The organism is Marinobacter sp., from assembly GCF_048259445.1.
Classification (GTDB): Bacteria; Pseudomonadota; Gammaproteobacteria; order Pseudomonadales; family Oleiphilaceae; genus Marinobacter.
This window is the reverse complement of sequence record NZ_JBLXHQ010000001.1, coordinates 57,217-81,494: the sequence shown is the minus strand read 5'-3', so window position 1 is coordinate 81,494 and position 24,278 is coordinate 57,217. Positions and strand designations below refer to the sequence as shown.

The following is a 24,278-nucleotide window of genomic DNA, read 5'->3' as shown; positions in this document are numbered from 1 at the left end:
GCTTATCCGCTGGCGGCCTCCGCCTCAGGCGCTTTGGCGCGCTCCTTCGGAGTCAGGTAGCTGGAGAGCATCTGTTCGATAATACGGGGGTTTGTGCCATGCTGAATGGCCACCAGCGCATCTGTATAAAGCATCTGCAGGCGGGCTTCTTCGGTCATTCGCAGGGATAGCTTGTCGGCAATAGGTGTGGCAATCATGGTCGCGATCATTGCGCCGTAAAGCGTGGTCAGCAGCGCGACGGCCATGGCCGGCCCGATGGATTTCGGGTCTTCCATGTTGGAGAGCATCTGCACCAGGCCAATCAGGGTGCCGATCATGCCCATTGCCGGCGCCACATCCGCCATTGCCATAAAGACTTTCGAGCCAGAGCGGTTGTGGTCCAGCGTCATCAGTCGTTCTTTATCAAGGAGCTGCTTTATCGTCTCGCCGGTCTGGCCATCGACCAGCATCTGGATGCCGCTGCTCAGAAACGGTGACGTGACATCTCGTCCCTCGAGCCCGAGTGCACCCTCTTTGCGAGCAACATTGGCAACGTCTACCAGTTCTTCAATGCTGGCCTGGGTTTCCGGGAGCTTGAACTTGAATGCCCGGGCAGCCGCTTTGAAGGCCCCAAGAAACTGAGGGATGCTGAACTTGGCAAGCACAACCAGCAGGGTTCCACCAACAACGATCAGCAATGACGAGGAGTTGAGAAAGACATCGGGAGCTGCGCCAAGAACAACGGCGGTCACGATAAGTAAAAGGGCACCGAGAAGACCGATCAGTGTGGCTAAATCCACATGCTCTCCAGAGGATTTGACGATTTAAAGTAGGGTGATGAGATTACCTGTAGTTCATTATTCAATCAATCCGCTTGTGTCGATTGCGTGACCTCATCGTTTAATTCTTTCCAGGCGGCGTACTTGTGCAGATCAGACTCAACCAGCTTCAAACACAGTGCAACGACACCAACATCGTCCACAAAACCGATGCCGACAATCAGGTCGGGAATAAAATCCAGCGGGTTCATAACATACAATAGCGCTCCGGCTACCGCAGCAATGGTTTTCCAGGGGATGTCCCGGTAACTGCCGTTCCAGTAATCCCGTAGCATGGAAAACATCAGCTTGATATCGGCGCTGAACCGCTTCAGTTTGCCGCTGCCTTTGACCTTTGCTTCAATAGCCTGCTGACGATCCAGCAGAGTTTCCAGATCCGCACGATTCACCTTCCCTGCTTCTTCATCCAACTGCTTACGTGCATTTTTCTGGCTGAACAGAGCCATGAACAAGTGTCCTCTATTGATTAAATTCGATATCCAGACGCAATAATGTCATGAAATCGGCCAATCTGCCGCATCCACCGTGTGTAATCCCACGGGTTGTTCGGCCTGGCCCCGCCACTTGCTGACAAAGGTGCCGGCAGGATCATACTGTTGCGCCTGCTTCTCAAGGTTGAATCGGCGGAGGCCTCGTGGGTCGGCGCCTACACCCGCCAGGTACTGCCAGTTACCATAATTGCTTGCGACATCATAATCGATCAACTGCTCCTCGAACCATGCGGCGCCGTAACGCCAGTCCAGTTCCAGCTCGTTCACGAAACAGCTGGCTGCCAGTTGCCGGCCCCGATTGCTCATGTAGCCGGTTTCCCGGAGCTGGTTCATGGCGGCGTTTACCAGCGGGTATCGGGTATTACCCTCGCACCAGGCTTTGAAGCGGTGCCCGTAAAAAGTGACAGGCCGGCGTTTGCGCTGCACTCCATCGCGCCGGAACAGATCAGCACCATGTTTAACGGCGTACCAGTAAAAATACTCCCGCCAAAGAAGCTCGAACCACAGCCAGTAAGTGGATTCGTTGCAGGTTTCAGTGCGCTCGTATTCAGCAATGGTTTCTGCAACTTCCCGCGCGGAGAGCGAACCATCCGCCAGCCAGGGTGAGAACTTTGAGGAGGCATCCCAGGTGTCCAGGGCATTTCGCGTTTGTTTGTAGTCGTTGATGGCGTGATTGATAAACAGAAATTCCCGCAGCCGCGCCAGGCCGGCCTTTTCTCCGCCAGTGAATGGAATAGAGTGCTTTGGCTCTTTCACTGCAGGACATTCTCCCCGGTTATCTTCGGGAAATCCTGGCGCCGGTGGCAACGCCGTAAGAGTGCGGATTCGTAGTGGTGAAGGAGTGGTTTCACCGGAGTTTTCGATCAGTTTGCGAAACTTTGAAAAGGTATCCGGTAAATCCTCAAGACTCATGGGGAGCGAGCCTTCGGTGTACAGGCTGAGCGTTTCGAATTCCTGCAACACTTTTCCCGGCAGCTTGTCACGAATGGCTTGCCACTGGCCTGCTTCCCGAGTTCCCGGTTGGCGTGAACGGATTACGCTGTTTATTTTATGGTCGTGCACAAGTGCCGGAATTATTTCTTCGGGCTTGCCATAGGCAATGTGCAGCCGCTGGCCGAGAGCCCGGAGGCTGCGTTCCAGCCCCATCAGGCTTTGCCATAAGAAACGCCAGCGGTGAGCGCCCATGGCTTTGGACTGCATAGGGCCGGATGTGAACCAGCGAGGATCAACCACATAAACACATAGCAGCATGTCAGTTCTGGAGGCTGCCAGCAGGGCTGCATTGTCGTGCAGGCGGAGATCCCGGGTAAACCAGTAAAGTGTGCGCAAAGTGACGATCCCGTATTTCAGACGTTTCATGAATGCCAGTAACAGATTTACGTGGCTGGCTGCCATAGGGATTGCCGGGCAGCAGACGAGCCGGAGGTGTTTTTCAATGTTACAGTAGCGGGCATGAGGCCGGTGACGGCTTTGCCAAATAGGATATGAGGAGATTCAAGATGATTAAATCCCGTGCCGCAGTGGCCTTTGAAGCCAACAAGCCGCTGGAAATTGTAGAAGTTGACGTCGCACCACCCCAGAAGGGCGAGGTCCTGATTCGTATTGTTGCGACCGGGGTTTGCCATACGGATGCCTATACCCTCTCAGGCGCGGATCCAGAAGGTCTGTTTCCCACCATTCTGGGCCATGAGGGCGGCGGTATCGTTGAAGCTCTTGGTGAAGGCGTAACCGGTCTTGAAGTTGGCGATCACGTTATTCCGCTTTACACCGCCGAGTGCGGTAAGTGCAAATTCTGCACCTCTGGCAAGACCAACCTGTGCGGTGCTGTTCGCGCCACCCAGGGTAAGGGTGTGATGCCCGATGGTACGTCCCGTTTCTCATACAAAGGCGAGCCACTGTATCACTACATGGGCTGTTCAACTTTCTCGGAATACACCGTGCTGCCGGAGGTTTCTCTGGCGAAAATTCCTAAAGAAGCGCCGCTGGACAAAGTGTGCCTGTTGGGCTGTGGTGTAACCACCGGCATTGGTGCGGTGCTCAATACTGCCAAGGTTGAAGAAGGTGCAACGGTGGCGATATTTGGCCTGGGTGGCATCGGTCTGGCGGCAATAATCGGGGCCAAAATGGCGAAGGCCGGGCGTATTATTGCAGTCGACATCAACCCGGGGAAATTCGATATTGCGCAGCAGCTTGGTGCCACTGATGTGGTTAACCCGAAAGATTACGACAAACCGATTCAGGAAGTCATCGTCGACATGACCGACGGCGGCGTGGATTACTCGTTCGAGTGCGTTGGCAATGTGCAGCTGATGCGCTCAGCCCTGGAGTGCTGCCACAAGGGATGGGGTGAATCGATTATCATCGGCGTTGCCGGTGCCGGTGAAGAAATCAGCACTCGTCCGTTCCAGCTGGTCACCGGCCGGGTCTGGAAAGGCTCAGCGTTCGGTGGCGTGAAAGGCCGCAGCGAGCTGCCGGGCTACGTGGAGAAAGCCGAAAAGGGCGAGATTCCGCTGGATGTGTTCATTACCCACGAAATGCCGCTGGAGGACATCAACAAGGCGTTTGACCTGATGCATGAGGGTAAGAGCATCCGGACGGTGATTAATTTTTAAACCATGTGTTTGGTAGCTCCCGGCTGCGGCCGAAAATAACCAGCAAGAGGCCTTCTTTCATGCTCAGCATTCTCATGATCGGCGCAGGTGGTATTGGCGGCTATTACGGCGCGAGACTGTTTGAGGCCGGTCACCGGGTTGTGCTTACGGCCCGGGGTGCACACCTCGCTGCCCTGCAGAAAAAAGGCCTGGTGGTCCACTATGAAAACCGGCGCATAGAGTGTCGTGCTCCGGCTGTTGATCACGCCGCGCTTATACAGAACTATCAGCCTGGTGATTTTGATGTCATCGTCATTGCGCTCAAATCGAACGCAACACAAGCCGTTCTGAAAGAGCTTGCCCCGTGGCTGGCGCAAAGTGACGTGCCGGTCCTGTCGTTACAGAACGGTGTGGACAACGAGCCCATGATTGCCCGGGTACTTGGCGAAAGCCGTGTTCTGGGCGGATTGGCAGTGCGTATCGGTGGCCATATTGTTGAGCCGGGCGTTGTTGAGGCGGAGGGTGTTGCCCAGATTGTTATGGGCGAATGGCCGGCTGTTCCGGACGAACAGGATGCCCGTCGCCCGCTTCTGGAAATATTGCAGAGCGCTTTCGAACAGGCCGGTATCCCTACTGCGATTTCAGATGACATTCGCTACGAGCTCTGGCGTAAGTTGTTGATCAACAATGGCGTCAATCCGATCTCGGCCCTCACCGGGCTGGACACGCAAAGCCTCACCCGACACCCGCATTTCAGCGGTATTGTGTATGGCATGATGGCGGAAACAGCGGCAGCGGCAAAGGCCGACGGTCTGGACCTTGGAAAAAAGGATGTCGATGAGATGTTCAGCCTGATCAGCAGCTTTAACGCGATCAAAACGTCGATGCTGGTTGATAAGGAAAAAGGCCGCCCCCTGGAACTGGACAGTATAGCGGGGGCGGTGCTTCGTCGTTCCAGGACGCTCGGTATCGATGCCCCTTATACCGCTACCGTTAATGCTCTTCTGGAGCATGGCCTGGGCTAGCTAGCGATCCGTAAGTTTGATCTCGATGCGCCGGTTCTTCTGCAACGCCCCGGCTGTCGTACCATCCGCCACCGGGAAAAACTCACCAAAACCTGCGGCGACCATGCGGTTTTGCGGCACGCTCTGGTTCGCAAGATAGCGGACTACCGCCACCGCACGAGCGGTCGATAGTTCCCAATTGGAGGGGAACTGTGGTGTATTGATCGGGATCAGATCGGTGTGACCGTCAATGCGCAGGATCCAGTCCAGGTCGTCTGGAATCGTTTTAACCACATCAAGCAACACACCGGCCAGCTTGTCGAGCTCGCGCTTGCCCGCCTCGCCCAGTTGGGCCGAGCCGGAAGCGAACAGCAGTTCGGATGGCAGCAGGAACCGGTCGCCGACAATGCGGATGTTTTCATTGGCGGCCAGAATGTTCCGCAACCGTGAGAAAAACTCGGACTGGTACTGTTCCAGCTGGTTGATACGCTCCGCCAGCAGTGTATTCAGGCGCCGACTGACATTTTCCAGTTCGCCTTCCTTGTCTGCAGTCATTTCTTTTTGCAGTTTCAGTGCAGCGGTTATCTGCCGCAGTTGGTTCTGCAGGGATGCAATCTGATTGGACAGCCGCAGGATCATGTTCTGCTGGCTGGCAGAAAGTTCGTCTTTGTCGTCCAGCTCCTGATTCATGTTCGCCAGCCTTTCAGCCCGTGCCTCAGCATCGGCGGTTTGCTGCATCAGCTGGTTGCGAGAGGCATCCAGCCGGTCCTGCAGATCCTCGTTCCGGGCCAGACTGTCGCTGAAGTTGCTCTGAACGGTGAGCATCTGCTGCTCCAGGGCTTCCGTTTTGCTCTGTTCCAACCCCAGAAGTTGTGATATTTCGCTCAGCCGCTGGTTCAGCCGTGCCAGCTCGGAGTTTCGGTCAGACAGTGTCTGGGACAGGAAAAGCTGGCTGACCACATAAATCAGCAGCATGAAGATCACCAACATCAGCAGGGCCGAGAGCGCATCCACATACCCCGGCCAAACGTTAGTGGTGCTTCGGCTTCTACGTCTGGATCCAATCATGGCTGGCGTTCATCGCTGGTGAACGGGTCCAGCAGGTTGGTCACGCCGGTCAGCCACTCTTCCAGCCCGTCATAGAAACGGTTCTGGGCATGGCCGGCCTGAATGTCGAGAAAGCCCAGTATCAGCGAGCCACCAAGGCCGAGCAGGGATGAGCTGAATGCTGTCCCCATACCCTGCAAGGGCGTTAACAATCCCGTCTGAAGATCCGCAAAGACTTTGCCGAAATCGCCCTGGCCCATATCCAGGTTGGTAATGACCTCGCCAACCGCATTGATGGTGCCCAGCAAGCCCCAGAAGGTTCCGAGAAGACCAAGAAAAACCAGCAGGTTGATGAAGTAGCGTGTGATTTCGCGCTGTTCGTCCATTCTGGAATGAATGCCATCCAGAACCGTTCGGAGTGACATGGTTGAGAGGGTGAAGCGATCACGCTTGGAATCTTCGCCCAGCTGCCGTGCCAACGGCTTGAGCAAGCGAGGTTCTTCAAGAACCGAAAGGCCGGAATGGCCGGTGCGAAACTGGGCGATCCAGCGCAGTTCGGGGAATAACACGAATACCTGACGATAGGTCAGGCCAATTCCCACAATCAGAACGCCAACAATTAACAGGTTGAAGACCCAGTTCGCCATAAATGCAGTGATTAACGGTTTATGGACCAGCACGCCGACGACCGCAACAATCGCCAGAAAAAAGGTCATCCAGAAAAGGGTATGTTTTGGATTACTCATGAAAAAAGCCAGCCTTTTGAGATGTTCTTCAAAACGTTAGCACAGACTGACGGATCTTGATGCTTAATTGGCGGGAGATTATGTGAGTGAGGGTTCCCCGGCAAGGCAAACTGCCCGGCCGGGGATAAGGGAGTTCAGCCTTCCTGCAAGGCCTGAACCACAGCCTTGGCAGCACCCTCGGAAGAAGCAGGGTTCTGGCCGGTGATCAGTTTGCCATCCACAACAATGTGCGGTGCCCAGTCGTCACCTTTGGAGTAGGTGGCGGTGTTTTCCTTGAGCATGTCTTCAAGCAAAAACGGAACGATGGTTGCGAGACCAACTGCTTCCTCTTCGCTGTTACTGAAGCCGGTTACCTGGCGACCGCCAACCAGATTCTGGCCAGGCTTGATTTCGACGTTTTTGAACACTGCAGGCGCATGACATACAGCGCCAATGACCTTGTCCTGCTCGTAGGCAGCTTTGAGCAGAGCAACAGATTTTTCGTCGTTAACCAAGTCCCACAGAGGGCCGTGACCACCCGGGTAGAAAACAGCATCAAACCCGTTCATATCAACATCGCCGAGTTTTTTCGTGCTGGCGAGTGCTTCTTTGGCGTGAGCATCCGCCTGAAAACGCCGGGTCGTTTCCGTCAGGGCCTCGTCGGCTTCGCTGTTAGGGTCGACCGGCGGCTTACCGCCTTTTGGAGATGCAATGGTGATATCTGCACCCGCGTCGCGGAATACATAATAGGGTGCGGTGAATTCTTCCAGCCAGAAGCCGGTTTTATGGCCAGTATCGCCCATCTGGTCGTGGGAAGTCAGAACCATGAGGATCTTCATAGTGCCTGTCCTTTTCGTTGAAGAGTGAGAATCACCTGTTTTACCAGATCTGCTACCAGTCCTTGTGCTGCAAGCGGTGTAATTCAACCGTTGTAAAGCAAGTCTTTTTACGCAGCCCGGGCGATTGCAGATCTGAGAGCGTCTATACTATGTACAGATCACTGTTCGTGATCGGTTTTTTCGGTGTGGAGAGACGACAGACAATGCGAGTACTTATTGCCGTTATATTTTCGGTGATGGCTCTTTCTGCGGATGCCCAGCAGGGAACCGAGACCGTTCGTGCCCTGACGGTTACGGTGGGTGCTAATCATGCGCCACCTTACCGGATTATCGAGGGTGCGCGGCCCACAGGTCTTTATGTCGAGATTTTTCAGGAAATCACGGATCGCCTTGGCTGGAAAACTCATTATCGGGAAGCCCCATTCCGGCGGGTCCTGAAGATGATTAGTCTGGGCGAGGTGGATGTCATGCTTGGAGCCCTCGATACGTCCGGGAGAGATGAGCAGATGGTATTCGTTGCACCTGCCTTTCCGCCGGAACGCAAGCTGTTCCTGTATATCGATGATTCCAGCCGCATTGAGCGATACGCGGATCTCTATGATAAAACGATTGGCGTACTGGAAGGCTCCAGTTATTTCACACGGTTTGATAACGATGAGCGGTTGCATAAAGAAGCCGCCCCCCGGTATGAGAACCTGATGCTGATGATGGAAAAAGGCCGCGTGGATGTTGTTGTTGTTCCCGAGCTTGTAGGGTTGTATACGGTTCGCGAGCTCGGCCTGTCGGTGAAGGTATCTCCGTTTTTTGTACCCGGAGAGCGCTCGTGGATTGCCGTTGCACGAAACTCACCGGTATTGGAATATTCTGACGACATACGTGCCGCACTCAAGCTGATAGAGGCAGAAGGCATATACGAAGATCTGGTATTGAAGTATATGGATCAGTACGCTCTGTGATCCGTTAAGGCAAAACAGGATGGTCGCTCACTTGTCAGGCTCCCGAAAAAAGATAACGATCACCGCCAGCAGGCTGTTTCCCGTGCTGTTAGCCCTGATGGTTTTTTGTAATGCATTAGCGGCAGAGCCGGCCTGCAAAACCTTGACTGTTAGCGGCAACCCGGAGTACCCGCCTCTTCTCTGGGAAGATCCCCGAACCCCGGAATATCTGACGGGCGCGGCAACGGCTCTGCTGAGAGAAATTCTAGAACCACTTGGCGTGAACCTGGAGGTTCAGAGTCTTGGGTCCTGGGCGCGAGTTCAGCGCCTTGCCAGAGTGGGGGAGCTCGATATGATTGCCGGTGCTTTTATTAACTCCGAGCGGATCCAGTATATGGATTATCTGTTGCCGCCTTTCACTTATCTTTCGACGGCTGTCTGGGTGCCCAAAGAAGGGGTGTTTGATTATCGTCACTGGCCCGACCTGAAAGGAAAGCAGGGGAGTACGCTGATCAATAACAGTTTCGGGCAGAGCTTTGACCGCTATGCTGAACGAAATCTACAAATTGTCGGTGTCAGAACCATAGAGCAATCCTTTGAAATGGCATTGGCAGGGCGAGTTGATTACGTTTTGTACGAACGTTTGCAGGGGCAGGTAAAGCTTCAACGTCTTGGTCTTGCAGACGAGTTTGTTTCTCTGGAAGTGCCCATCAGCAACGAAGGGCTTTTTTTTACGTTTTCCAAGAACTCGCAATGCAACACGTTTGAACTCCGTGAACGTATTGCAGATAACCTGTATAAACTGGTCAATTCAGGTCGTCTGGCCGAGATTGTCAGTGAGTACACGGCCCGTTATATGTCTCTGAAGCCATAGCGGCAGCGAGACACTTCATTTTAACCTGTCAGAGAGTTTTATCAGTATGGCAATCTGGACCCTGAAACCGGACCTTGAGCATCTGGCTAAAGCCAGCGCTAACACAGCTGTAAGCCATATGGGCATTGAGTACACCGAAATCGGTGACGATTATGTAACAGGCCGGATGCCGGTTGATCAGCGCACGGTCCAGCCTTTCGGGATTCTCCACGGAGGATCGTCGGTGGTCCTGGCAGAAACCCTGGGCAGTATGGCTGCCAACTGCTGCCTGAAAGATCCTGATACCGTCGCAGTCGGGCTTGAAATCAATGCCAACCATATTCGCCCGGTTACCAAAGGCTGGGTTTATGGGACGGCCAGGCCCATTCACATTGGCAGCGCGACCCAGGTATGGGAGATCCGTCTGGAAAATGAAGCGGGTAAAACGACCTGTATCTCTCGCCTGACCATGGCGGTTACACGGCGGCCTTAGGCTAGTCGGGTTGCTCTCGAATCAATCTCGGATCTGTGAAAAAAGATGTACCCTGTCCCGGCCTTTTGTCTTGGACAGGTACATGGCTTCATCTGCTCGCGAGAGCAATGCCTCAAGCCGATCGTCGTCTATTGACAGCATGGCCACGCCAAAACTGGCCTTTTGGCGGAGTTCTGTTTGTCGGTAGCGAATCCGCAGGTCCTGCAACAGAAAGCGTAATCGTTCAGCCAGCTCCATAGCCTGGGCCAGAGACGTGTCTGGCAAGAGTACGGCAAACTCTTCGCCGCCAATGCGCGCGGCAACGTCGGATTCCCGTACTTTGGCCATCAGCAAACTGCCTACCTCTCTGAGAACCGCATCCCCCGCCTCATGGCCATAACCATCGTTGATCTGTTTGAAGTGGTCTAGATCGAACATTATTACGGCCAGTGGCGCCTTGTGTCGGCGCGCCTGTTTGAGGAGTTGATCGCCAAACTGGAAGAATGCCCTGCGGTTGTTCAGGAGGGTGAGTTCGTCCTGCAGAGAAGCTGCCTCGGCTTGCTGCCGGGCGCTTTGCAGGGCCAGTTCCATGTTCTTGCGATCGGTGATGTCGGTGGCAATTTCCAGGCGAACCAGACGCCCGTCGGTCCACTCAATTGCCTGGTCCCGGCATTGATACCATTGTCTGGACACCTCGTTCTGGAATTCCCATACATGTATGCCGGATGCTTCCCCATGGTTTTTGACCAACAGGCTGTTTGTGCAGAAACTGCAGGGGCCATCGTTATTCTGAAGAACTTTCCAGCACTTCTGGCCTTTCTGGAACTGGCCCCATACCCTCCGCCCGTAAGCATTTATGTATAGCAGCTCATAAGTGTCAAAATCAGCGACATACACCAAGGCATCGAGATTGTCGAGAATTGTCTGGAGCCCTGCCACAGGCAATTGCCCTGAGAAATCGGGGTCAACGCTCCGGGAAGGAATGGTGTGCTTGGCGTCATGAGTAGTCATTGGCGTCAGTTCTTCGAGATAATCGGCGCAGTATAGCAACGATCAGTCGAATAATGGCAGTTCCGGTTTGGCTATCGGCTTACCGGCTTCCTGCCAGGCGTCAAAGCCACCCTCAATCGACTGTACGTGCAGGTATCCCATGTCTTGCAGAGCCCTGGCACTCATCGCTGCACGGCCTGAGTTTTTGCAGTAAACCACAATCTTCATATCCCGGTTCGCCAGCGCCGGATCATTGCTGAATTTGAACTCCAGCAGGCCCCGGGAAATGTTCGTAGCGTGGGGGATGTGGCTTTGTCGGTATTCGTCGCCGTCACGAACGTCTACCAACAGGTCTGCTGCCTGAATCGCTTCGTCAGCTTCTTTAAGGGATATTTCCTGAATGTGCTGCCTGGCTTCGGCGACAAAATCCTGGGCTGTTTTCATAACCGATTTTCCGTACTTTGAATGTACTCTCAGGTTAAGCCATATTGCCCGAGCGCGTCACCCGTCAGGTATGTTAAATTTAACGTCAAAATATAATGAGGAAGCTATTGAAATGGCAGCGCAGGAAGCTCGCAAAGGCGTTTTTTACGGCTTGTTTGCCTACACTATGTGGGGTTGTTTTCCGCTTTATTTCGCGCTGTTTGACGGCGTGCCCGCCTGGGAAGTGGTAACACACCGGGTAATCTGGTCCTGCTTGTTTCTGGCGGTTATTGTCACCTTTCTGAAGCGCTGGCAACCCGTATGGGCGGCGCTTGTGCAGCCGGCAAAGCTTGGGTTTGTTCTCGGGTGTGCCGTGCTGATTGCCGTGAACTGGGGAGTCTATATTTATGCTGTGGAAACCCGGCAGGTGCTTCAGGCTAGTCTTGGCTACTTCCTGACGCCATTGGTGAACGTCGGGCTGGGCATGCTGGTGCTTAAAGAGAGTATTTCCCGGTTACAGATTCTGGCTGTGGCACTGGCCACTCTTGCGATTCTGTATCAGCTTTTCCTGTTGGGTGTTGTGCCCTGGATAACGCTGGCGCTGGCATTCAGCTTTGGAACTTATGGGCTGCTACGCAAGCAGGTAGCTCTGGATGGGCTCTCGGGTCTGTTTGTGGAAACCCTGCTTTTGCTGCCGGTGGCTATTATGGCGCTCACTGCTGTCAGCTACGCCGGGACTTCACACTTTTCGGAGGATACATCGACCACGCTCCTGTTGATTTCCAGTGGTGCGATAACGGCAATCCCCTTGTTGGCGTTTGCCGGCGCTGCTCGACGATTGCGCCTGTCGACGGTTGGTTTTCTTATGTATATCAACCCGACTATCCAGTTTCTGATTGCGCTGATGGTTTTCAGTGAGCCCCTCAGCATCGAAAAGTTGACGAGTTTTATTATGATATGGGTTGCTCTGGCGATTTATTCCTGGTCCGCCTGGGCCGGGCGTTCCAGGTCTTTACCATGAAACAACCGATAATCGGATACCACAAGGATGAAGAGGATCACTGGGTCGCCCGACTGGCCTGTGGGCATAACCAGCATGTGCGACATACGCCACCCTGGGTTAACAGGCCCTGGGTGACAACCGAAGAGGGGAGACGCTCTATGCTTGGCTTTGAGCTTGACTGCCGGAAGTGTGACGAGGGTGCGGTTCGTGATTTTGTGCAGGGCAAGGCATAGTTTTTATTCAAGATATTCCGGATTTTGTCGATAGCAGTTCGAGACATTGCTTTTCTGAGGATCTGCCGTAATGAATTTTCTGAACAACCTGCATATTCGCACCCGCCTGCTGCTTGCCGTATTGATTCCGGTCCTGGTTACAGCAGCGACGGTCGCCTGGATTTCCGTCAGCCAGATCCAGGCCAACGGGGAGGCAGAGTTAAAGCGCCTTGAGTCAAGCCTTCTGGAAGCCCGAAAGGCAGGACTTAAGAATCTGATCGATGCCGCGAAAGCGGTGGTGCTGGAGGCAAAAAACGACCCTGCACTGTCTGAGGACGAGGCAAAAATTCAGGCTGCATCCCGCTTGCGCTCTATCCGGTTTGAGAAGGCGAATTACGTTTTCGCATACAACAGGGCCGCGCAGGCAGTTGCATACTCTCCTGACCCTTCCCGAGAGGGGCAGGATAATAGTCCGGTCGTCAAAAAGCTCGTAGGCAGCTTGTTTGGAGCGGCAGAATCCACGGGCTATCTCGGATATGACTGGCCTAATCCGGCTTCCGGTAACGAAGAGCCCAAAGTGTCCTACTCCGCAATTATTCCGGGGTGGGACTGGATGATTGGGGCGGGTGTCTACGTTACCGATATCGATCGACAGGTTGACGCTGCGCGTCTGGAAATCGAGGACAACATAGTTGCAACGCTTGGCTTTATTCTACTGGTCACAGCCGTTGCCGTGGTGATCTCGTTGGTAATTGGCGTGTTCGTCGGTCGCACAGTGACCTTGCCTTTGAAAAGAGTCAGCGACATGATGCAGGAGATCGCTGATGGTGATGGTGATTTGCGTCAGCGTTTGCCCGAAGAGGGCCGTGATGAGCTTTCTGAGCTGGGCCGTCGCTTTAACGCCTTTGTCATCAAAATACAGACGACTATCCGGGAAGTCGGGGCCACAACCGAGCAGGTGGCGTCTGCTGCGGAAGAGCTGAGTCGCGTTGCCAATGAAACCCGGGCGTCAGTGCAGGAACAGGGGTCCGAAACCGATCAGATTGCTTCTGCAATCAATGAAATGGCAGCAACCATCCAGCAGATTTCCGGGAACGCCAGCGAAGTTGAAAGTGCTGCGTCAGATGCTGATCGCATGGCTCGAGACGGTGGTGAAACCATTGCCAATGCGCAAGGTTCGGTAAACAAACTCTCTGAGGAGATTCAGGAAAGCGCTCTCAGTATCAACGCTCTGGCTGAGAAATCAGATGACATCCAGAGAGTTCTGGATGTTATTCAGTCCGTAACCGAACAGACCAATTTGCTCGCACTGAACGCTGCCATCGAGGCTGCCAGAGCAGGTGACCATGGTCGCGGTTTCTCTGTGGTCGCAGATGAAGTGCGTCAACTGGCTCGGCGCAGCGCCGAATCCGCGGATCAGATCCGTGAAATGATTGATGGCTTCGTCAGTGAAACCCGCTCGGCCGTTGAGCGGATGAATCGGTCGCGGGATCGTTCGTCTGAGACGGTGGAGCGGATTAACCACGCCACAGGTGCTCTGGTGACGATTGAGAAATCGGTTGGGCAGATTCATGATCAGGTGACCCAGATTGCCACCGCGGCCGAGCAGCAAAGCCAGGTTGCGGAAGAGATCAATCAGAACGTGGTACGCATTGTGGATGCGGCGCAACGAAGTGATACCGGCGTTACCCAGACCAATGAAGCCAGCCATGAACTCGCTCGCCTGGGAGAAAGCCTGCGAGACCTGGTAAGTCGATTTAAAGTCTGAAGTACGAGCCGGGGTCTTTTTCAGAGTCTCACTTGGCGTGAGGTGTTATCCCGGGCTAGTATTGCTATCGTTTGAACGATAACAACGCAATAAAATAAAACGATAAATGGTGCTAACAATGATGACTCGTCTGATCAGAATGGCAGCGGTGACGCTGTTGTTTTCTGTTAGTTCGCTCGGCGTAGCTGCAGAAAGCTATACTTTGCGGCTTGCGCAAACCTGGGGCCCTAACTCCCCTATTCTCGGTGAAACCACTGAGCACATGGCCGCGATGGCCGAAGAGATGTCTGGCGGCCGCTTGAAGATCCGCGTCGACAGCTCCAACAAGCATAAAGCGCCTTTCGGTATTTTTGATCTGGTGCGCAATGGTCAGTACGACATGGGGCACACGGCTTCTTATTATTATAAGGGCACGATTCCCAATGCGATGTACTTCACCACCATACCCTTCGGCCTGATTGCGCCGGAAATGTATGCCTGGTTTTATCATGGCGAAGGCATGGAGCTGATGCAGAAGGTTTACGAGCCATACGGCTTGCTCTCCTTCCCGGGTGGTAATACCGGTAACCAGATGGGCGGTTGGTTCAACAAAGAGATCAACACCGTAGCGGATCTCAAAGGCCTGAAAATGCGCACTCCCGGGTTTGCGGGTGAAGTGATGGCAGAGCTTGGCGTGGCAGTAACCAACCTGCCGCCCGGCGAGCTTTACACGGCACTTGAGCGTGGCACGGTTGATGCCGTTGAGTGGGTAGGTCCGGCTCTTGACTTCCCCATGGGCTTCCATCAGATAGCGAAGTACTACTACTCAGGCTGGCAGGAGCCAGGTGCAGAAGTACAGTTTCTGATCAACCAGAAGAGCTGGGACAAGCTGCCCAAAGATCTGCAGGCAATTCTGCGGATCGCCATGCGCACTGCCGCTTATGACATGTACATTCAGACTACCCACGAAAGCGGCGTGGCCTGGGATCGCATGAAAGAAGACTATCCGAATGTGACGCACAAGACGTTCCCGCCGGAAGTTATTGAAGCAATGCGTGAGGCAACTGAAAAATTGCTGGCAGAAGCCGCTGAAAAAGACGAGCTGGCCAAGGAGATAATCAACTCCCACTTTGATTACCTCAAGCAGGTTCGTCAGTGGACCAACATTTCAGATAAAGCCTACCTGGACAGCGTTGCTGGCCAATAAAGCCTTCTAACATGCCCTGGCCGCTTTGGCAGCCGGGGCATGTTCATGAAAAACAACCCCGCAGAGGCATCGCTTTGCCAGTGTTGGGCCCTTCGATTAAACCACCGGATAAAAATTGTCGTGTAAAAAAACGACACTAAGCTTTTTATGCTGCGCTCTTTCTGAAAAAATACGCCGCTTATTATTTGGGCAGGGCTGATGACTAAAACACTCCTATCGCTGAGCGGTATCTCCAAACAGTTTGACGGCAAGACCGTACTGGATGAACTCAGTCTCACGATTGACGATGGTGAGTTCATTACCCTTCTGGGGCCCTCCGGCTGTGGTAAAACAACCCTTTTACGCATGATGGCGGGTTTTGAGCTCCCGGACCGGGGTAGCGTTACGCTTTCGGGCGCTGATATCACACAAACCCCACCAGAACACCGCCCACTGAATACGGTTTTCCAGAATTACGCGTTGTTTCCACATATGTCGGTTTTCGACAATGTGGCCTATGGCCTGAAAATGGAGAAACGGCCGAAAGCCGAGATACGGGAGCGTGTTGAAGAAGCGCTTGCCATGGTTCAGCTGGACGATTTTGCGCGGCGCAAGCCGCATCAGTTATCCGGTGGTCAGCAGCAACGGGTTGCGATTGCTCGGGCGGTGGTCAAACGGCCCAAAATGCTGTTACTGGATGAACCTCTCTCGGCGCTGGACTACAAACTGCGCCGCACCATGCAGGTAGAACTCAAGCGGCTGCAGCGTGAGTTGGGCATTACCTTCGTGTTCGTCACTCATGATCAGGAAGAAGCGCTGTCTATGTCTGATCGCATTGTGGTGCTCAAAGACGGCCATATCCAGCAGCTTGGCACACCCAGGGAAGTCTATGAACGCCCGGCGAACGTTTTCACTGCGCGCTTTGTGGGCCAGACCAACTTCTTCCCCGGCCGGGTTACGAAAATAGAGGGTGAGCGAATCAGTGTGGATGTGTTTGGTCTGAACCGGGAGTTAAGTAAACCGTCGTTCCGTGTTGCGATGAATCAGCCACTGCACGTTCTGCTGCGCCCGGAAGATATCCGGGTACTTGCGCCGGGTGATGTCGATGGTGTTGCAGGCAAGATCGTAGAGCGCAATTACAAAGGCAGTACACTGGACTCGGTTATTGAGCTGGAGGACGGCAGCCATGTGATGGCCAGCGAGTTCTTTGACGAGGACGATCCAGCGTTTGACTACAGTATTGGCGAGCCGGTGCGCGTAAGTTGGGTAGACGGCTGGGAATGGTTGCTGGCAGAAGAGGGCGATGAGCCGCTGACCGATGAAGAGGAGTTGGCAGCTGATGATGCAGAGCATTAAGCAACAGCCGTTCAGAGCGGCTGTTCTGGTGCTGGTGTGGGGTTGGTTGCTGTTCCTCGTGCTTGCGCCAAATATGCTGGTAGTGGGTGCCAGCGTGATGACGCGGGCCCCCTCTACCTTCATTTCCCTGCCATTGAACCTGGATGCCTATCGGCAACTGTTCAACCCGCTGTATCTGGAGGTGTTTCTTCACTCCCTCTACATGGCGGCCATGACCACGCTGATTTGCCTGTTGATTGGTTATCCGTTTGCCTGGGCCTTGTCGCGGGTAGAAAAACGTCGTCAGATGCTGCTGATCTTTCTGTTAATCGTGCCATTCTGGACCAACTCCCTGGTGCGTACCTACGCACTGAAGCTGATTCTGGCCACCAATGGCCTGCTGAACAGTGCGCTCATGTCTATGGGGGTTATCGACGAACCCGCACAGCTTCTTTACACCGAAGGCGCCGTGATTGTGGGCCTGGTGTATCTGCTGCTGCCGTTCATGATTCTGCCCCTGTATTCGGTATTTGAAGATTTGCGACAGGATGTCCTGCTCGCTTCTCACGACCTGGGCGCAGGGCGTTTTGCTACATTCAAGAACGTCATTGTACCGCTGACACTGCCGGGCGTGCTGGCCGGAGTCATGCTGGTATTGTTGCCTGCTATGGGGTTGTTCTTCGTGCCGGACATTCTGGGTGGTTCGCGCAATCTGCTGGTGGGCAACGTGATCAAAAACCAGTTTCTGGATGCCCGTAACTGGCCGTTTGGCGCTGCTGCCAGCATTGTGCTGACCCTCACTATGGCGCTGCTGATGTTTGCGCATCGGTTGAGTAAGCGCCGCCTGGGCGAGGAGGGTGCGTGATGCGCTGGCTTTCCCGTAGTTATCTTGCTCTGGTTTATTTGCTGCTGTACGTACCGATTATTGTGTTGGTAGTGTTCTCTTTTAACGACTCCCGCACCGGCTACAGTTGGGGCGGCCTGAGCCTTCGCTGGTACGAATCGCTGTTCAATAATCACGCTATGGTGCAGGCAATGTGGAACTCGCTGTGGCTGGCGCTCACGGCGGCCACTGTATCTACTTTGATCGGAGCGCTGACCGCTCTCGCTTTGCACCGCTATCGCTTTCGTGGCAAGAGAGTGCTGAACGGAATGCTGTTTGTGGTCATGATGTCACCGGAAATTGTGCTGGCGATTTCATTGCTTGGGCTGTTTCTGTTGCTGGGACTGCAGCTTGGGTATGTATCGCTGCTGCTGGCACACGTAACCTTCTGCCTGCCGTTTGTGGTGATTACCGTTATGGCCAGGCTTGCCGGGTTTGATGAGCGGTTGCCGGAAGCGGCGAGGGACCTGGGTGCCAGCGACTTTACGATGACCCGCACAGTGCTGATCCCGGTTATCATGCCGGCGTTGATGGCGGGTTGGCTGCTGGGTTTCACGCTCTCCATGGACGATGTTGTGGTGAGCACCTTTGTGAGCGGCCCGAGCTACGAAATTCTACCTCTGCGCATCTATTCCATGGTGCGTGTGGGGCTAAAACCCGAAGTAAACGCACTGGGCACTTTGCTGCTGGTGTTCTCACTGGTGATGCTGATGGTGTCGCAATGGATTCTTTCAAGGAGCAAACAATGAAGAAACTCGCACTGGCCGGCATGCTGGCACTGGGCCTGACGGGCTGTAGTTCTGACGATCCCCAGGTACTGAATCTGTATAACTGGTCCGAGTACATGCCGCAGGAGGTGTTGACCCGCTTCCAGGACGAGACCGGAATCAAAGTTGTCTACACCACTTATGACAGTAACGAAGCCATGTATGCGCGGCTCAAACTGCTGGATGAGAGCGCCGCTTATGATCTTGCAGTACCGTCGACCTACTATGTGAGTAAAATGCGCAACGAAGGGCTGTTGCTGCCCATCGATAGAAGCAAGATCAGCGGCTTTGATCAGCTTGATTCCGAACTCACGGGCCTGGATATCGACCCGGGCAACCAGTACAGCGTGCCCTATCTCTGGGGCACTACAGGAATTGGTGTTGATACCGCTGATATCGAAGGCGAGCCCGTGACCGCCTGGGAAGATCTCTGGGATGAGCGCTTCAAAGGCCGGGTTAACCTGACCAACGATATGCGTGAAGTCTTCCACATGGGCCTGCGGGTGCTGGGTTATTCCGGTAACAGTACCGATCCGCAACAGATTGAAGAAGCCTATGAAAAGCTGACCGAGCTGATGCCCTCCGTGCGTACCTTCAACTCGGACGCCCCCCGCATGCCGTTCCTTGAAGGCGAGGCGGATGTGGGCATGATCTGGAACGGTGAAGCCGTTATGGGCAAGGACAGCATGGAAGCCCTGGAGTATGTGTACCCGAAGGAGGGCGTTATCGCCTGGCTGGATAGCTTCGTAATTCCGAAGAATGCCAAAAACCCGGAAGCGGCTCACAAATTCATCAGTTTTGTGCTGCAGCCGGAAATTGCGGCACTGATCAGTGAAGACATCGGTTATGCCACGCCAGTGCTGTCCGCACGGGATTTGTTGGGAGACGAGGTTGCCGGGAATCGCGCCAGCTATCCGACGCCGGAAGACATGGTTAATGCCGAGTTTCAGAGCGATATCGGTGATGAAGCTTTGCAGGTGTACGCCAGGTACTGGGAAAAACTTAAATCCGGCCTGTAAAGCCTGATCACCATGCCCGGGATTACAGGGTCACCTGCAGGCCCTGTAATCCAGCCCTTTTAAAGGCTTACTGTCTTTGATTTGTACACGTGTAGCGCTGTTGCTCTATACTTGCCCGTAACGCCCCTACTGGCAGGTTTCCAAGGTTAATGCCCGCACCCTTAATGAAAATCCTGATTATCGTGTTTGGTGCTCTATGGGGGGCCTTGCCTTTAACCTCTATGGCTGCGTCTCAGCCCTTAGCTGAGGGCTGGGAATACCGTTGGGGTGATATACCTTTCAATGCCGAAGGCGTCCCGGATCTGGCTCTTGCACAGCAGCCTGGGCAGTGGCATTCCATTGACTTCCCTTCCAATCCCCCGGGGCGCAATGGCCGGGATCAGGTCTGGTATCGGGTAACGCTTCCCGCCGGTGAATGGCAGAGCCCGGTTCTTTACATTTTCAGCGTTGATCTGATTGTCCAGGTCTGGCTGGATGGCCAAAACATCTATCAGTACGGCACCTTCGACAAGGATGGCCGTGGCAGATTTGAGGGCTGGCCCTGGCACGAGATCGCGCTTCCTGAAGGTTATCAGAACAAGCAGCTTTACTTCCGTGTGTTTTCTGACTACACGGATATAGGTCTCTGGGGCGAGGTGAGCATCATGGATCACTCAGAGCTCCTTCTCTATATTCTCGAAAACTCTCTCGAAGCTCTGCTTGTTGCCGGATTCTCTCTGCTGGTGGCTGTGCTCGCGCTGATATTCTCGCTGCTGCAGGGTGGAAGAAAGACTTTTTCCAGTATAGGCCTGTTTGCATTGGCCTCATCCATAATGCTGGTAGCCGAGAGTCAGGCCAGCCTGCTTATCATTTCCAACGCCCTGCTTTGGGATTATCTGGCAGCCGGAAGTTACTACCTGTTGCCTGTGGCTCTGGGGCTTATGCTGGATCAATGGCTGGAAGATCGTCCGTCACGAACGATCAGCCTGATCTGGAAGCTGCATCTGGCTTACCTGGTTTGCGCATTGGGCCTGGCTTTGACTGGAGTCGTGGATCTTTCGTCCACGTTCCCACCGTTTGATGCATTGTTGCTGTTTTCTCTGTTCGTGATCGGCGTATTGACGTTGCCCCGAATGCGTTCGTTGAACGGTGAGCAGCAGATTCTGGTGTTTGCGTGTGGAGTCTTTGGCGCCCTGCTCGTCGCTGACATGGCCGTGGCTCACGGTTTTCTGCCCTGGGGGCAGGTGCCGGTCAGTCTGGGTTTGCTTTTTTTCTCCCTGGCCGTAGTCATCATTTCGTTCCGACATTATGCCGTTACCCAGAAGTCCTTGCAGGACCTGACGGTAACCCTGGAGCAACAGGTTGCTGATCGCACGGAAAGGGCAGAAACCCTTTTGCAACGGGAGCAGGCAAGGGCAAGCTTGCTGGCGTTCGAGAACGAAAAAAGCCAGATCTTCGCGGATGTGATTGCGGAACTGCAGGCATGTGTAAGCCTTAGCCAGGCGTTTCAGTTGCTCGTTGAAGCCATGCCGAGGCTCTGCAGCCCGCTCAAGGGAATGATTTATCGACAAACAGCCAGCGGCACCTACGAACGCCTTGTGCACTGGGGGTATGGAGATGCGCACCCGGTCCTGGCACCGATTGTTGCCGATGCAAAGAACCTGCCGGATCCGGTTCGCCTTACCGCGGGGTCGGTTGAGGACGCTGAGGCCGCTGGCAGGGGCTGGAAGGGGTTGGTGTGTTTCCCTATCAACATTGAGTTCGCAAGCCATGGCACAGCGCTTGAGGGCTTGTTGCTACTTGATGGCGATAGCATCAGCAGCTCCGGATACACCGAATATGGCGCTGGGCGGCTTATGTCATCCATCAATCTGGTTGCTGAACGTATCGGAGTTACGCTCTCCGGTATTTCACTCAGGGAGGATCTGCAGCGGTACTCCTACGAAGACGCACTAACCGGCCTCAAAAATCGCCGGTATTTCGATCAGTTACTTGCGCATGAAACGGCTGTTGCTTTGCGCAATGCCACTCCCCTATCGCTCCTGCTGCTGGACATCGATCATTTCAAACGCTTTAACGATACCCTTGGACATGAGGCGGGGGACATGGCTTTGCAGGCATTTGCATCGATACTGAAATCCCGTTTTCGCGGCAGTGATATCGTTTGCCGCCACGGTGGTGAGGAGTTTGTTGTGATCTTGCCCGGTTCAGATGTCGCCGGCGCCAGAGTGCGTGCAGAGGAACTGCGAGAGGCGGTACGGAGAGAGCCGGTGATGTTTGAAGGCAGCACCCTTGGTCATCTGACCATTTCCATTGGTGTGGCTAACTGGCCGGAGAGTACGGGCGAGCCCGAACAGTTGTTGAAGCTTGCAGATGAAGCGCTGTACCGGGCCAAAGCTGGTGGCCGTGACAACGTTGAGGTTTTTTCAGAGGTTTAGCCGGCTGGCAGAGTGTCTGGCCGGCGCAGTTGTATGCTACTCAGGCTACCAGCACAGGGCATTTGGCGTGTGCTGCCACACGGTGTGAAACACTGCCAAGAAACATCCCGTCCTTGTCACTGTGAGTTCCACGGGTGCCTACCACAATCAGATCCGCTTCCTTGTCCTGGGCAAATTTTATAATAACCTTGGAGGGACGCCCTGCTTTTACAAAGCCGCGAACCTTGGTTGCCCCGTGCTCTTTGGCTATATCTTTGGCGTGATTTACCACCTCTTTGGCGTATTCCGAAAGCACCTTGTCCGGAATGTCCATGTCGGAGGGCCTTCCGATGGAAAGTGACGCCTCGAACAGACTGTGGTGCTTATAAACGCAGAGAATGAAGATCTCTGCGTCCGGCAGGAGTTTTTGCAGCCCGATGGCCTTGTCCAGCGCCGCAAGAGAGGTTTTAGAGCCGTCTACCGCCACCAGTATCCGTTTGAACATGGTTTTCTCCTTAAAAATCCAGACCCGGTTGCACGTCAGCCTGCAAAGGCAAGATCACGCAGGAACAGAGCAATCTGCGGAAACGCAATAATCAGACCGGCGGCTGAAATCAGCATGAAAATAAACGGCGGCGTACCGCGGATAACTTCCAGATAAGGGCGCTTGAATATCGCAATCGCGGTGAAAATATCGCAGCCGAAAGGCGGCGTTGCCGAGCCTATTGCAACCTGGAGGGTGATGAGCACGCCGACCAGCACCGGGTCCAACCCTGTTGCCTGGATGGCGGGCGCAAAGATAGGGGTCAGTACCAGAATGACAACAATAGGATCCACAAACATACAGGCGATAAAGAACGCCACGCAGATTGCGATGAGCACACCCACCGGGCCGGCTTCGTTGACGCCCACAGATTCCAGAATTGCCTGCGGGATCTGGGCAAAGGAAATGATCCAGGAAAATCCGTTACCCACAGCGACCAGTATGAACACGACAGCGGTGATCAGGCCGGTGGACTTGGCGATCTTGTAAATTTCACCGAGTTTGAGTGAGCGGAATACGATGAATTCCAGCAGGAACGCATAAAGTACGCAAACGGCTGCCGCTTCGGTCGGGCTGAAAATACCTCCGTAAATACCACCAACGATAATAACCGGGAAAAACAGCGGCCAGATGGCATCACGCACTGAAAAAGCACGTTCGCGCCAGGTCGCCTTTGGCTCCGTGGGTACGTTGTTTTTGTAGGCGTAGAACAGGCAGTAAAGCGAAAACATGAACAATATCAGGAGGCCCGGGCCAACACCTGCGATGAACAGCTCCGCAATGGATGTCTGTGAGATAACCCCATAAATGATCATGCCGATACTCGGGGGTATCAGAAAGGCAATGTCACTGGCGTTGATGATCAGCGCAAGAGTAAACGAATCGGAATAGCCGGCCTTGAGCATTTTCGGCCGCAGAGGTGAGCCAACCGCAACAACCGTCGCTTGGGTAGAGCCGGAAACCGCGCCGAAGAGCGTGCAGGACGTTGCGGTACTGATTGCCAGCCCGCCCTTTATATGACCGATGAAAGCCATGACCATATTGATCAGCCTGTCCGCAGACTGGCCACGTGTCATGATGTCTGCGGCGAGAATGAACATGGGCACTGCAATGAGTGAAGCAGGCCGGATACCCCCCATCATTTGCTGAATGAAGGTGCCCATCTGGCCGAAGCCGTCGAACATCATCACGAAACCGACGACGGCGGCGGTCGTCAGCGGTATCATCATCGGGAAGCCGAGAAGCAGCAGCCCGATCATGATGATCATTAAAATTGTCGCCATAGGTGTGCCCTTTTTTATCGTGTCCGGTTTAAAACCGGATCAGACTTCCGATTCTGTATCAGCGTAACCGTCAATCACACCGGTGGAGAGATAAACGTCTTCAGTAGTGAAGTTCTTGATAGCCGTCAGGAAATACTGAATGCCGGTAACCGCAAAACCCACGGGCACCCAGATGTAAATCCACCAGATTTCAAAACCCAGCGCCGGTAAAATTCGACCACGACTGTAAAGCGTTTCGATATATCCGTAGGAGTGATAGCAAAGAAAAAACATCACCATGGAGGTGAACAGGGCGATAAAGATCATCAGCACCTTGCGACCTTTGGTTGGCAGTGCGTCGTAAACCGCGGACATTCGTATGTGTCTGCCGTAACGTGCCGCGTAGCCGATGCCGGCAAAGGTAACCAGAATAATCAGGATGCGGTTTATTTCGCCGGAGAAGAAAAAGCCCTCTCCGAATACAAATCGCGCAACAACGTTAACGCAGGTGTTGATAGCCATGAGGATTATACCGGCGGCCAGAATGACGGCCTCTGCTCTGGCTATCCAACCGTCTAAGGTTCCCAGAAACCCGGGCAGGCCGGACTCGAAAGTACCGGTATCGTCATCTATCTCCGGGGAATTCTCGGACATGGGGTCTGCTCCAGATCATGTCGCTCCCTGCCGGATACTGGTTCTTGGCGGGGCGTGGTTGGTTCAGTAAAGCGGCCGCCGG

General features: G+C 54.1%; 25 protein-coding genes. 14 read left to right on the top strand and 11 right to left on the bottom strand.

Annotated features, from left to right (window positions below; genetic code table 11):
• Positions 1-2: 2 nt before the first annotated feature.
• The 3 genes from ACN0RL_RS00375 to ACN0RL_RS00365 form a co-directional block, all read right to left on the bottom strand.
• Positions 3-779: a MotA/TolQ/ExbB proton channel family protein gene (locus ACN0RL_RS00375; protein WP_417512655.1), complete on the bottom strand. Its 777-nt coding sequence runs from the start codon at positions 777-779 to the stop codon at positions 3-5.
• A gap of 65 nt (positions 780-844) precedes the next feature.
• Complete coding sequence (locus ACN0RL_RS00370) at positions 845-1,264, bottom strand: YkvA family protein (protein ID WP_417512654.1); 420 nt, start codon at positions 1,262-1,264, stop codon at positions 845-847.
• Between the two features lie 48 nt (positions 1,265-1,312).
• Complete coding sequence (locus ACN0RL_RS00365; protein ID WP_417512901.1) at positions 1,313-2,638, bottom strand: DASH family cryptochrome; 1,326 nt, start codon at positions 2,636-2,638, stop codon at positions 1,313-1,315.
• Positions 2,639-2,808: 170 nt separating this feature from the next.
• On the opposite strand from ACN0RL_RS00365, the gene ACN0RL_RS00360 reads away from it, so the two are divergent.
• Positions 2,809-3,921 carry an S-(hydroxymethyl)glutathione dehydrogenase/class III alcohol dehydrogenase gene (locus ACN0RL_RS00360; RefSeq protein WP_417512653.1) on the top strand — a complete coding sequence of 371 codons (1,113 nt, stop codon included), beginning with the start codon at positions 2,809-2,811 and terminating at the stop codon, positions 3,919-3,921.
• Positions 3,922-3,980: 59 nt separating this feature from the next.
• Positions 3,981-4,925 (top strand): ketopantoate reductase family protein, encoded by a 945-nt coding sequence (locus tag ACN0RL_RS00355; protein ID WP_417512652.1) that lies wholly within the window; start codon positions 3,981-3,983, stop codon positions 4,923-4,925.
• Here the strand turns inward: ACN0RL_RS00355 and ACN0RL_RS00350 are convergent, their stop codons facing one another.
• The 3 genes from ACN0RL_RS00350 to ACN0RL_RS00340 form a co-directional block, all read right to left on the bottom strand.
• Positions 4,926-5,972, bottom strand: coding sequence for a peptidoglycan -binding protein (locus tag ACN0RL_RS00350; RefSeq protein ID WP_417512651.1), 1,047 nt, complete (start codon positions 5,970-5,972; stop codon positions 4,926-4,928).
• Positions 5,969-6,697 (bottom strand): flagellar motor protein MotA, encoded by a 729-nt coding sequence (locus ACN0RL_RS00345; RefSeq protein ID WP_417512650.1) that lies wholly within the window; start codon positions 6,695-6,697, stop codon positions 5,969-5,971. The genes ACN0RL_RS00350 and ACN0RL_RS00345 overlap by 4 nt, the downstream gene beginning before the upstream one ends.
• A 134-nt stretch (positions 6,698-6,831) precedes the next feature.
• On the bottom strand, positions 6,832-7,515 hold the full coding sequence (locus ACN0RL_RS00340; protein WP_417512649.1) for a type 1 glutamine amidotransferase domain-containing protein: 684 nt from the start codon (positions 7,513-7,515) through the stop codon (positions 6,832-6,834).
• A gap of 203 nt (positions 7,516-7,718) precedes the next feature.
• Between ACN0RL_RS00340 and ACN0RL_RS00335 the strand changes: the two genes are divergently transcribed.
• From ACN0RL_RS00335 to ACN0RL_RS00325, 3 genes are all read left to right on the top strand, one after another.
• Positions 7,719-8,471 (top strand): substrate-binding periplasmic protein, encoded by a 753-nt coding sequence (locus ACN0RL_RS00335; protein ID WP_417512648.1) that lies wholly within the window; start codon positions 7,719-7,721, stop codon positions 8,469-8,471.
• Between the two features lie 82 nt (positions 8,472-8,553).
• On the top strand, positions 8,554-9,324 hold the full coding sequence (locus tag ACN0RL_RS00330) for a substrate-binding periplasmic protein (protein WP_417512647.1): 771 nt from the start codon (positions 8,554-8,556) through the stop codon (positions 9,322-9,324).
• 46 nt (positions 9,325-9,370) lie between these two features.
• Positions 9,371-9,796 (top strand): hotdog fold thioesterase, encoded by a 426-nt coding sequence (locus ACN0RL_RS00325; RefSeq protein ID WP_417512646.1) that lies wholly within the window; start codon positions 9,371-9,373, stop codon positions 9,794-9,796.
• A 21-nt stretch (positions 9,797-9,817) separates the two neighbouring features.
• On the opposite strand, the gene ACN0RL_RS00320 is transcribed toward ACN0RL_RS00325, so the two are convergent.
• Positions 9,818-10,786 carry a diguanylate cyclase gene (locus ACN0RL_RS00320; RefSeq protein ID WP_417512645.1) on the bottom strand — a complete coding sequence of 323 codons (969 nt, stop codon included), beginning with the start codon at positions 10,784-10,786 and terminating at the stop codon, positions 9,818-9,820.
• A gap of 42 nt (positions 10,787-10,828) precedes the next feature.
• On the bottom strand, positions 10,829-11,209 hold the full coding sequence (locus ACN0RL_RS00315) for a rhodanese-like domain-containing protein (protein ID WP_417512644.1): 381 nt from the start codon (positions 11,207-11,209) through the stop codon (positions 10,829-10,831).
• Positions 11,210-11,321: 112 nt separating this feature from the next.
• On the opposite strand from ACN0RL_RS00315, the gene rarD reads away from it, so the two are divergent.
• The 9 genes from rarD to ACN0RL_RS00270 all read left to right on the top strand — a co-directional run bounded on the left by rarD (position 11,322) and on the right by ACN0RL_RS00270 (position 21,757).
• On the top strand, positions 11,322-12,209 hold the full coding sequence (gene rarD, locus ACN0RL_RS00310) for an EamA family transporter RarD (protein WP_417512643.1): 888 nt from the start codon (positions 11,322-11,324) through the stop codon (positions 12,207-12,209).
• On the top strand, positions 12,206-12,424 hold the full coding sequence (locus ACN0RL_RS00305) for a DUF3565 domain-containing protein (RefSeq protein ID WP_417512642.1): 219 nt from the start codon (positions 12,206-12,208) through the stop codon (positions 12,422-12,424). Before rarD ends, ACN0RL_RS00305 begins: the two co-directional genes overlap by 4 nt.
• 70 nt (positions 12,425-12,494) lie before the next feature.
• Positions 12,495-14,171: a methyl-accepting chemotaxis protein gene (locus ACN0RL_RS00300; protein ID WP_417512641.1), complete on the top strand. Its 1,677-nt coding sequence runs from the start codon at positions 12,495-12,497 to the stop codon at positions 14,169-14,171.
• Positions 14,172-14,289: 118 nt separating this feature from the next.
• Positions 14,290-15,357 (top strand): TRAP transporter substrate-binding protein, encoded by a 1,068-nt coding sequence (locus ACN0RL_RS00295; protein ID WP_417512640.1) that lies wholly within the window; start codon positions 14,290-14,292, stop codon positions 15,355-15,357.
• Positions 15,358-15,555: 198 nt separating this feature from the next.
• Entirely contained in the window at positions 15,556-16,692 is a 1,137-nt protein-coding gene (gene potA / locus ACN0RL_RS00290; protein ID WP_417512639.1) for a spermidine/putrescine ABC transporter ATP-binding protein PotA, read from the top strand.
• The gene (gene potB / locus ACN0RL_RS00285) at positions 16,676-17,536 is read left to right on the top strand and encodes a spermidine/putrescine ABC transporter permease PotB (RefSeq protein ID WP_417512638.1); all 861 of its coding nucleotides are present in this window, start codon (positions 16,676-16,678) and stop codon (positions 17,534-17,536) included. Before potA ends, potB begins: the two co-directional genes overlap by 17 nt.
• On the top strand, positions 17,536-18,303 hold the full coding sequence (gene potC / locus ACN0RL_RS00280) for a spermidine/putrescine ABC transporter permease PotC (RefSeq protein ID WP_417512637.1): 768 nt from the start codon (positions 17,536-17,538) through the stop codon (positions 18,301-18,303). The genes potB and potC overlap by 1 nt, the downstream gene beginning before the upstream one ends.
• Positions 18,300-19,340: an extracellular solute-binding protein gene (locus tag ACN0RL_RS00275; RefSeq protein ID WP_417512636.1), complete on the top strand. Its 1,041-nt coding sequence runs from the start codon at positions 18,300-18,302 to the stop codon at positions 19,338-19,340. The genes potC and ACN0RL_RS00275 overlap by 4 nt, the downstream gene beginning before the upstream one ends.
• Positions 19,341-19,489: 149 nt before the next feature.
• Positions 19,490-21,757, top strand: coding sequence for a diguanylate cyclase (locus ACN0RL_RS00270; protein WP_417512635.1), 2,268 nt, complete (start codon positions 19,490-19,492; stop codon positions 21,755-21,757).
• Positions 21,758-21,797: 40 nt separating this feature from the next.
• Here ACN0RL_RS00270 and ACN0RL_RS00265 read toward each other — a convergent pair whose 3' ends face one another.
• From ACN0RL_RS00265 to ACN0RL_RS00255, 3 genes are read right to left on the bottom strand one after another with little or no spacing between them, the layout of a single operon-like run.
• Positions 21,798-22,241, bottom strand: coding sequence for a universal stress protein (locus tag ACN0RL_RS00265; RefSeq protein ID WP_417512634.1), 444 nt, complete (start codon positions 22,239-22,241; stop codon positions 21,798-21,800).
• 35 nt (positions 22,242-22,276) lie between these two features.
• Positions 22,277-23,563 carry a TRAP transporter large permease gene (locus tag ACN0RL_RS00260; protein WP_417512633.1) on the bottom strand — a complete coding sequence of 429 codons (1,287 nt, stop codon included), beginning with the start codon at positions 23,561-23,563 and terminating at the stop codon, positions 22,277-22,279.
• Between the two features lie 39 nt (positions 23,564-23,602).
• On the bottom strand, positions 23,603-24,196 hold the full coding sequence (locus tag ACN0RL_RS00255; protein WP_417512632.1) for a TRAP transporter small permease: 594 nt from the start codon (positions 24,194-24,196) through the stop codon (positions 23,603-23,605).
• Between the last annotated feature and the right edge of the window lie 82 nt (positions 24,197-24,278).

What these genes read in the sequence shown, in the direction of transcription:
- ACN0RL_RS00345 (WP_417512650.1), bottom strand. Translation starts at nt 6,697, where the DNA reads ATGAGTAATCCAAAACATACCCTTTTCTGGATGACCTTTTTTCTGGCG.
- ACN0RL_RS00300 (WP_417512641.1), top strand. Translation starts at nt 12,495, where the DNA reads ATGAATTTTCTGAACAACCTGCATATTCGCACCCGCCTGCTGCTTGCC.
- ACN0RL_RS00265 (WP_417512634.1), bottom strand. Translation starts at nt 22,241, where the DNA reads ATGTTCAAACGGATACTGGTGGCGGTAGACGGCTCTAAAACCTCTCTT.
- ACN0RL_RS00360 (WP_417512653.1), top strand. Translation starts at nt 2,809, where the DNA reads ATGATTAAATCCCGTGCCGCAGTGGCCTTTGAAGCCAACAAGCCGCTG.
- potB (WP_417512638.1), top strand. Translation starts at nt 16,676, where the DNA reads ATGATGCAGAGCATTAAGCAACAGCCGTTCAGAGCGGCTGTTCTGGTG.
- ACN0RL_RS00275 (WP_417512636.1), top strand. Translation starts at nt 18,300, where the DNA reads ATGAAGAAACTCGCACTGGCCGGCATGCTGGCACTGGGCCTGACGGGC.
- potA (WP_417512639.1), top strand. Translation starts at nt 15,556, where the DNA reads ATGACTAAAACACTCCTATCGCTGAGCGGTATCTCCAAACAGTTTGAC.
- ACN0RL_RS00370 (WP_417512654.1), bottom strand. Translation starts at nt 1,264, where the DNA reads ATGGCTCTGTTCAGCCAGAAAAATGCACGTAAGCAGTTGGATGAAGAA.
- ACN0RL_RS00270 (WP_417512635.1), top strand. Translation starts at nt 19,490, where the DNA reads ATGCCCGCACCCTTAATGAAAATCCTGATTATCGTGTTTGGTGCTCTA.
- ACN0RL_RS00305 (WP_417512642.1), top strand. Translation starts at nt 12,206, where the DNA reads ATGAAACAACCGATAATCGGATACCACAAGGATGAAGAGGATCACTGG.
- ACN0RL_RS00315 (WP_417512644.1), bottom strand. Translation starts at nt 11,209, where the DNA reads ATGAAAACAGCCCAGGATTTTGTCGCCGAAGCCAGGCAGCACATTCAG.
- ACN0RL_RS00260 (WP_417512633.1), bottom strand. Translation starts at nt 23,563, where the DNA reads ATGGCGACAATTTTAATGATCATCATGATCGGGCTGCTGCTTCTCGGC.
- ACN0RL_RS00255 (WP_417512632.1), bottom strand. Translation starts at nt 24,196, where the DNA reads ATGTCCGAGAATTCCCCGGAGATAGATGACGATACCGGTACTTTCGAG.
- rarD (WP_417512643.1), top strand. Translation starts at nt 11,322, where the DNA reads ATGGCAGCGCAGGAAGCTCGCAAAGGCGTTTTTTACGGCTTGTTTGCC.
- ACN0RL_RS00335 (WP_417512648.1), top strand. Translation starts at nt 7,719, where the DNA reads ATGCGAGTACTTATTGCCGTTATATTTTCGGTGATGGCTCTTTCTGCG.
- ACN0RL_RS00355 (WP_417512652.1), top strand. Translation starts at nt 3,981, where the DNA reads ATGCTCAGCATTCTCATGATCGGCGCAGGTGGTATTGGCGGCTATTAC.
- ACN0RL_RS00295 (WP_417512640.1), top strand. Translation starts at nt 14,290, where the DNA reads ATGATGACTCGTCTGATCAGAATGGCAGCGGTGACGCTGTTGTTTTCT.
- ACN0RL_RS00340 (WP_417512649.1), bottom strand. Translation starts at nt 7,515, where the DNA reads ATGAAGATCCTCATGGTTCTGACTTCCCACGACCAGATGGGCGATACT.
- potC (WP_417512637.1), top strand. Translation starts at nt 17,536, where the DNA reads ATGCGCTGGCTTTCCCGTAGTTATCTTGCTCTGGTTTATTTGCTGCTG.
- ACN0RL_RS00320 (WP_417512645.1), bottom strand. Translation starts at nt 10,786, where the DNA reads ATGACTACTCATGACGCCAAGCACACCATTCCTTCCCGGAGCGTTGAC.
- ACN0RL_RS00325 (WP_417512646.1), top strand. Translation starts at nt 9,371, where the DNA reads ATGGCAATCTGGACCCTGAAACCGGACCTTGAGCATCTGGCTAAAGCC.
- ACN0RL_RS00350 (WP_417512651.1), bottom strand. Translation starts at nt 5,972, where the DNA reads ATGATTGGATCCAGACGTAGAAGCCGAAGCACCACTAACGTTTGGCCG.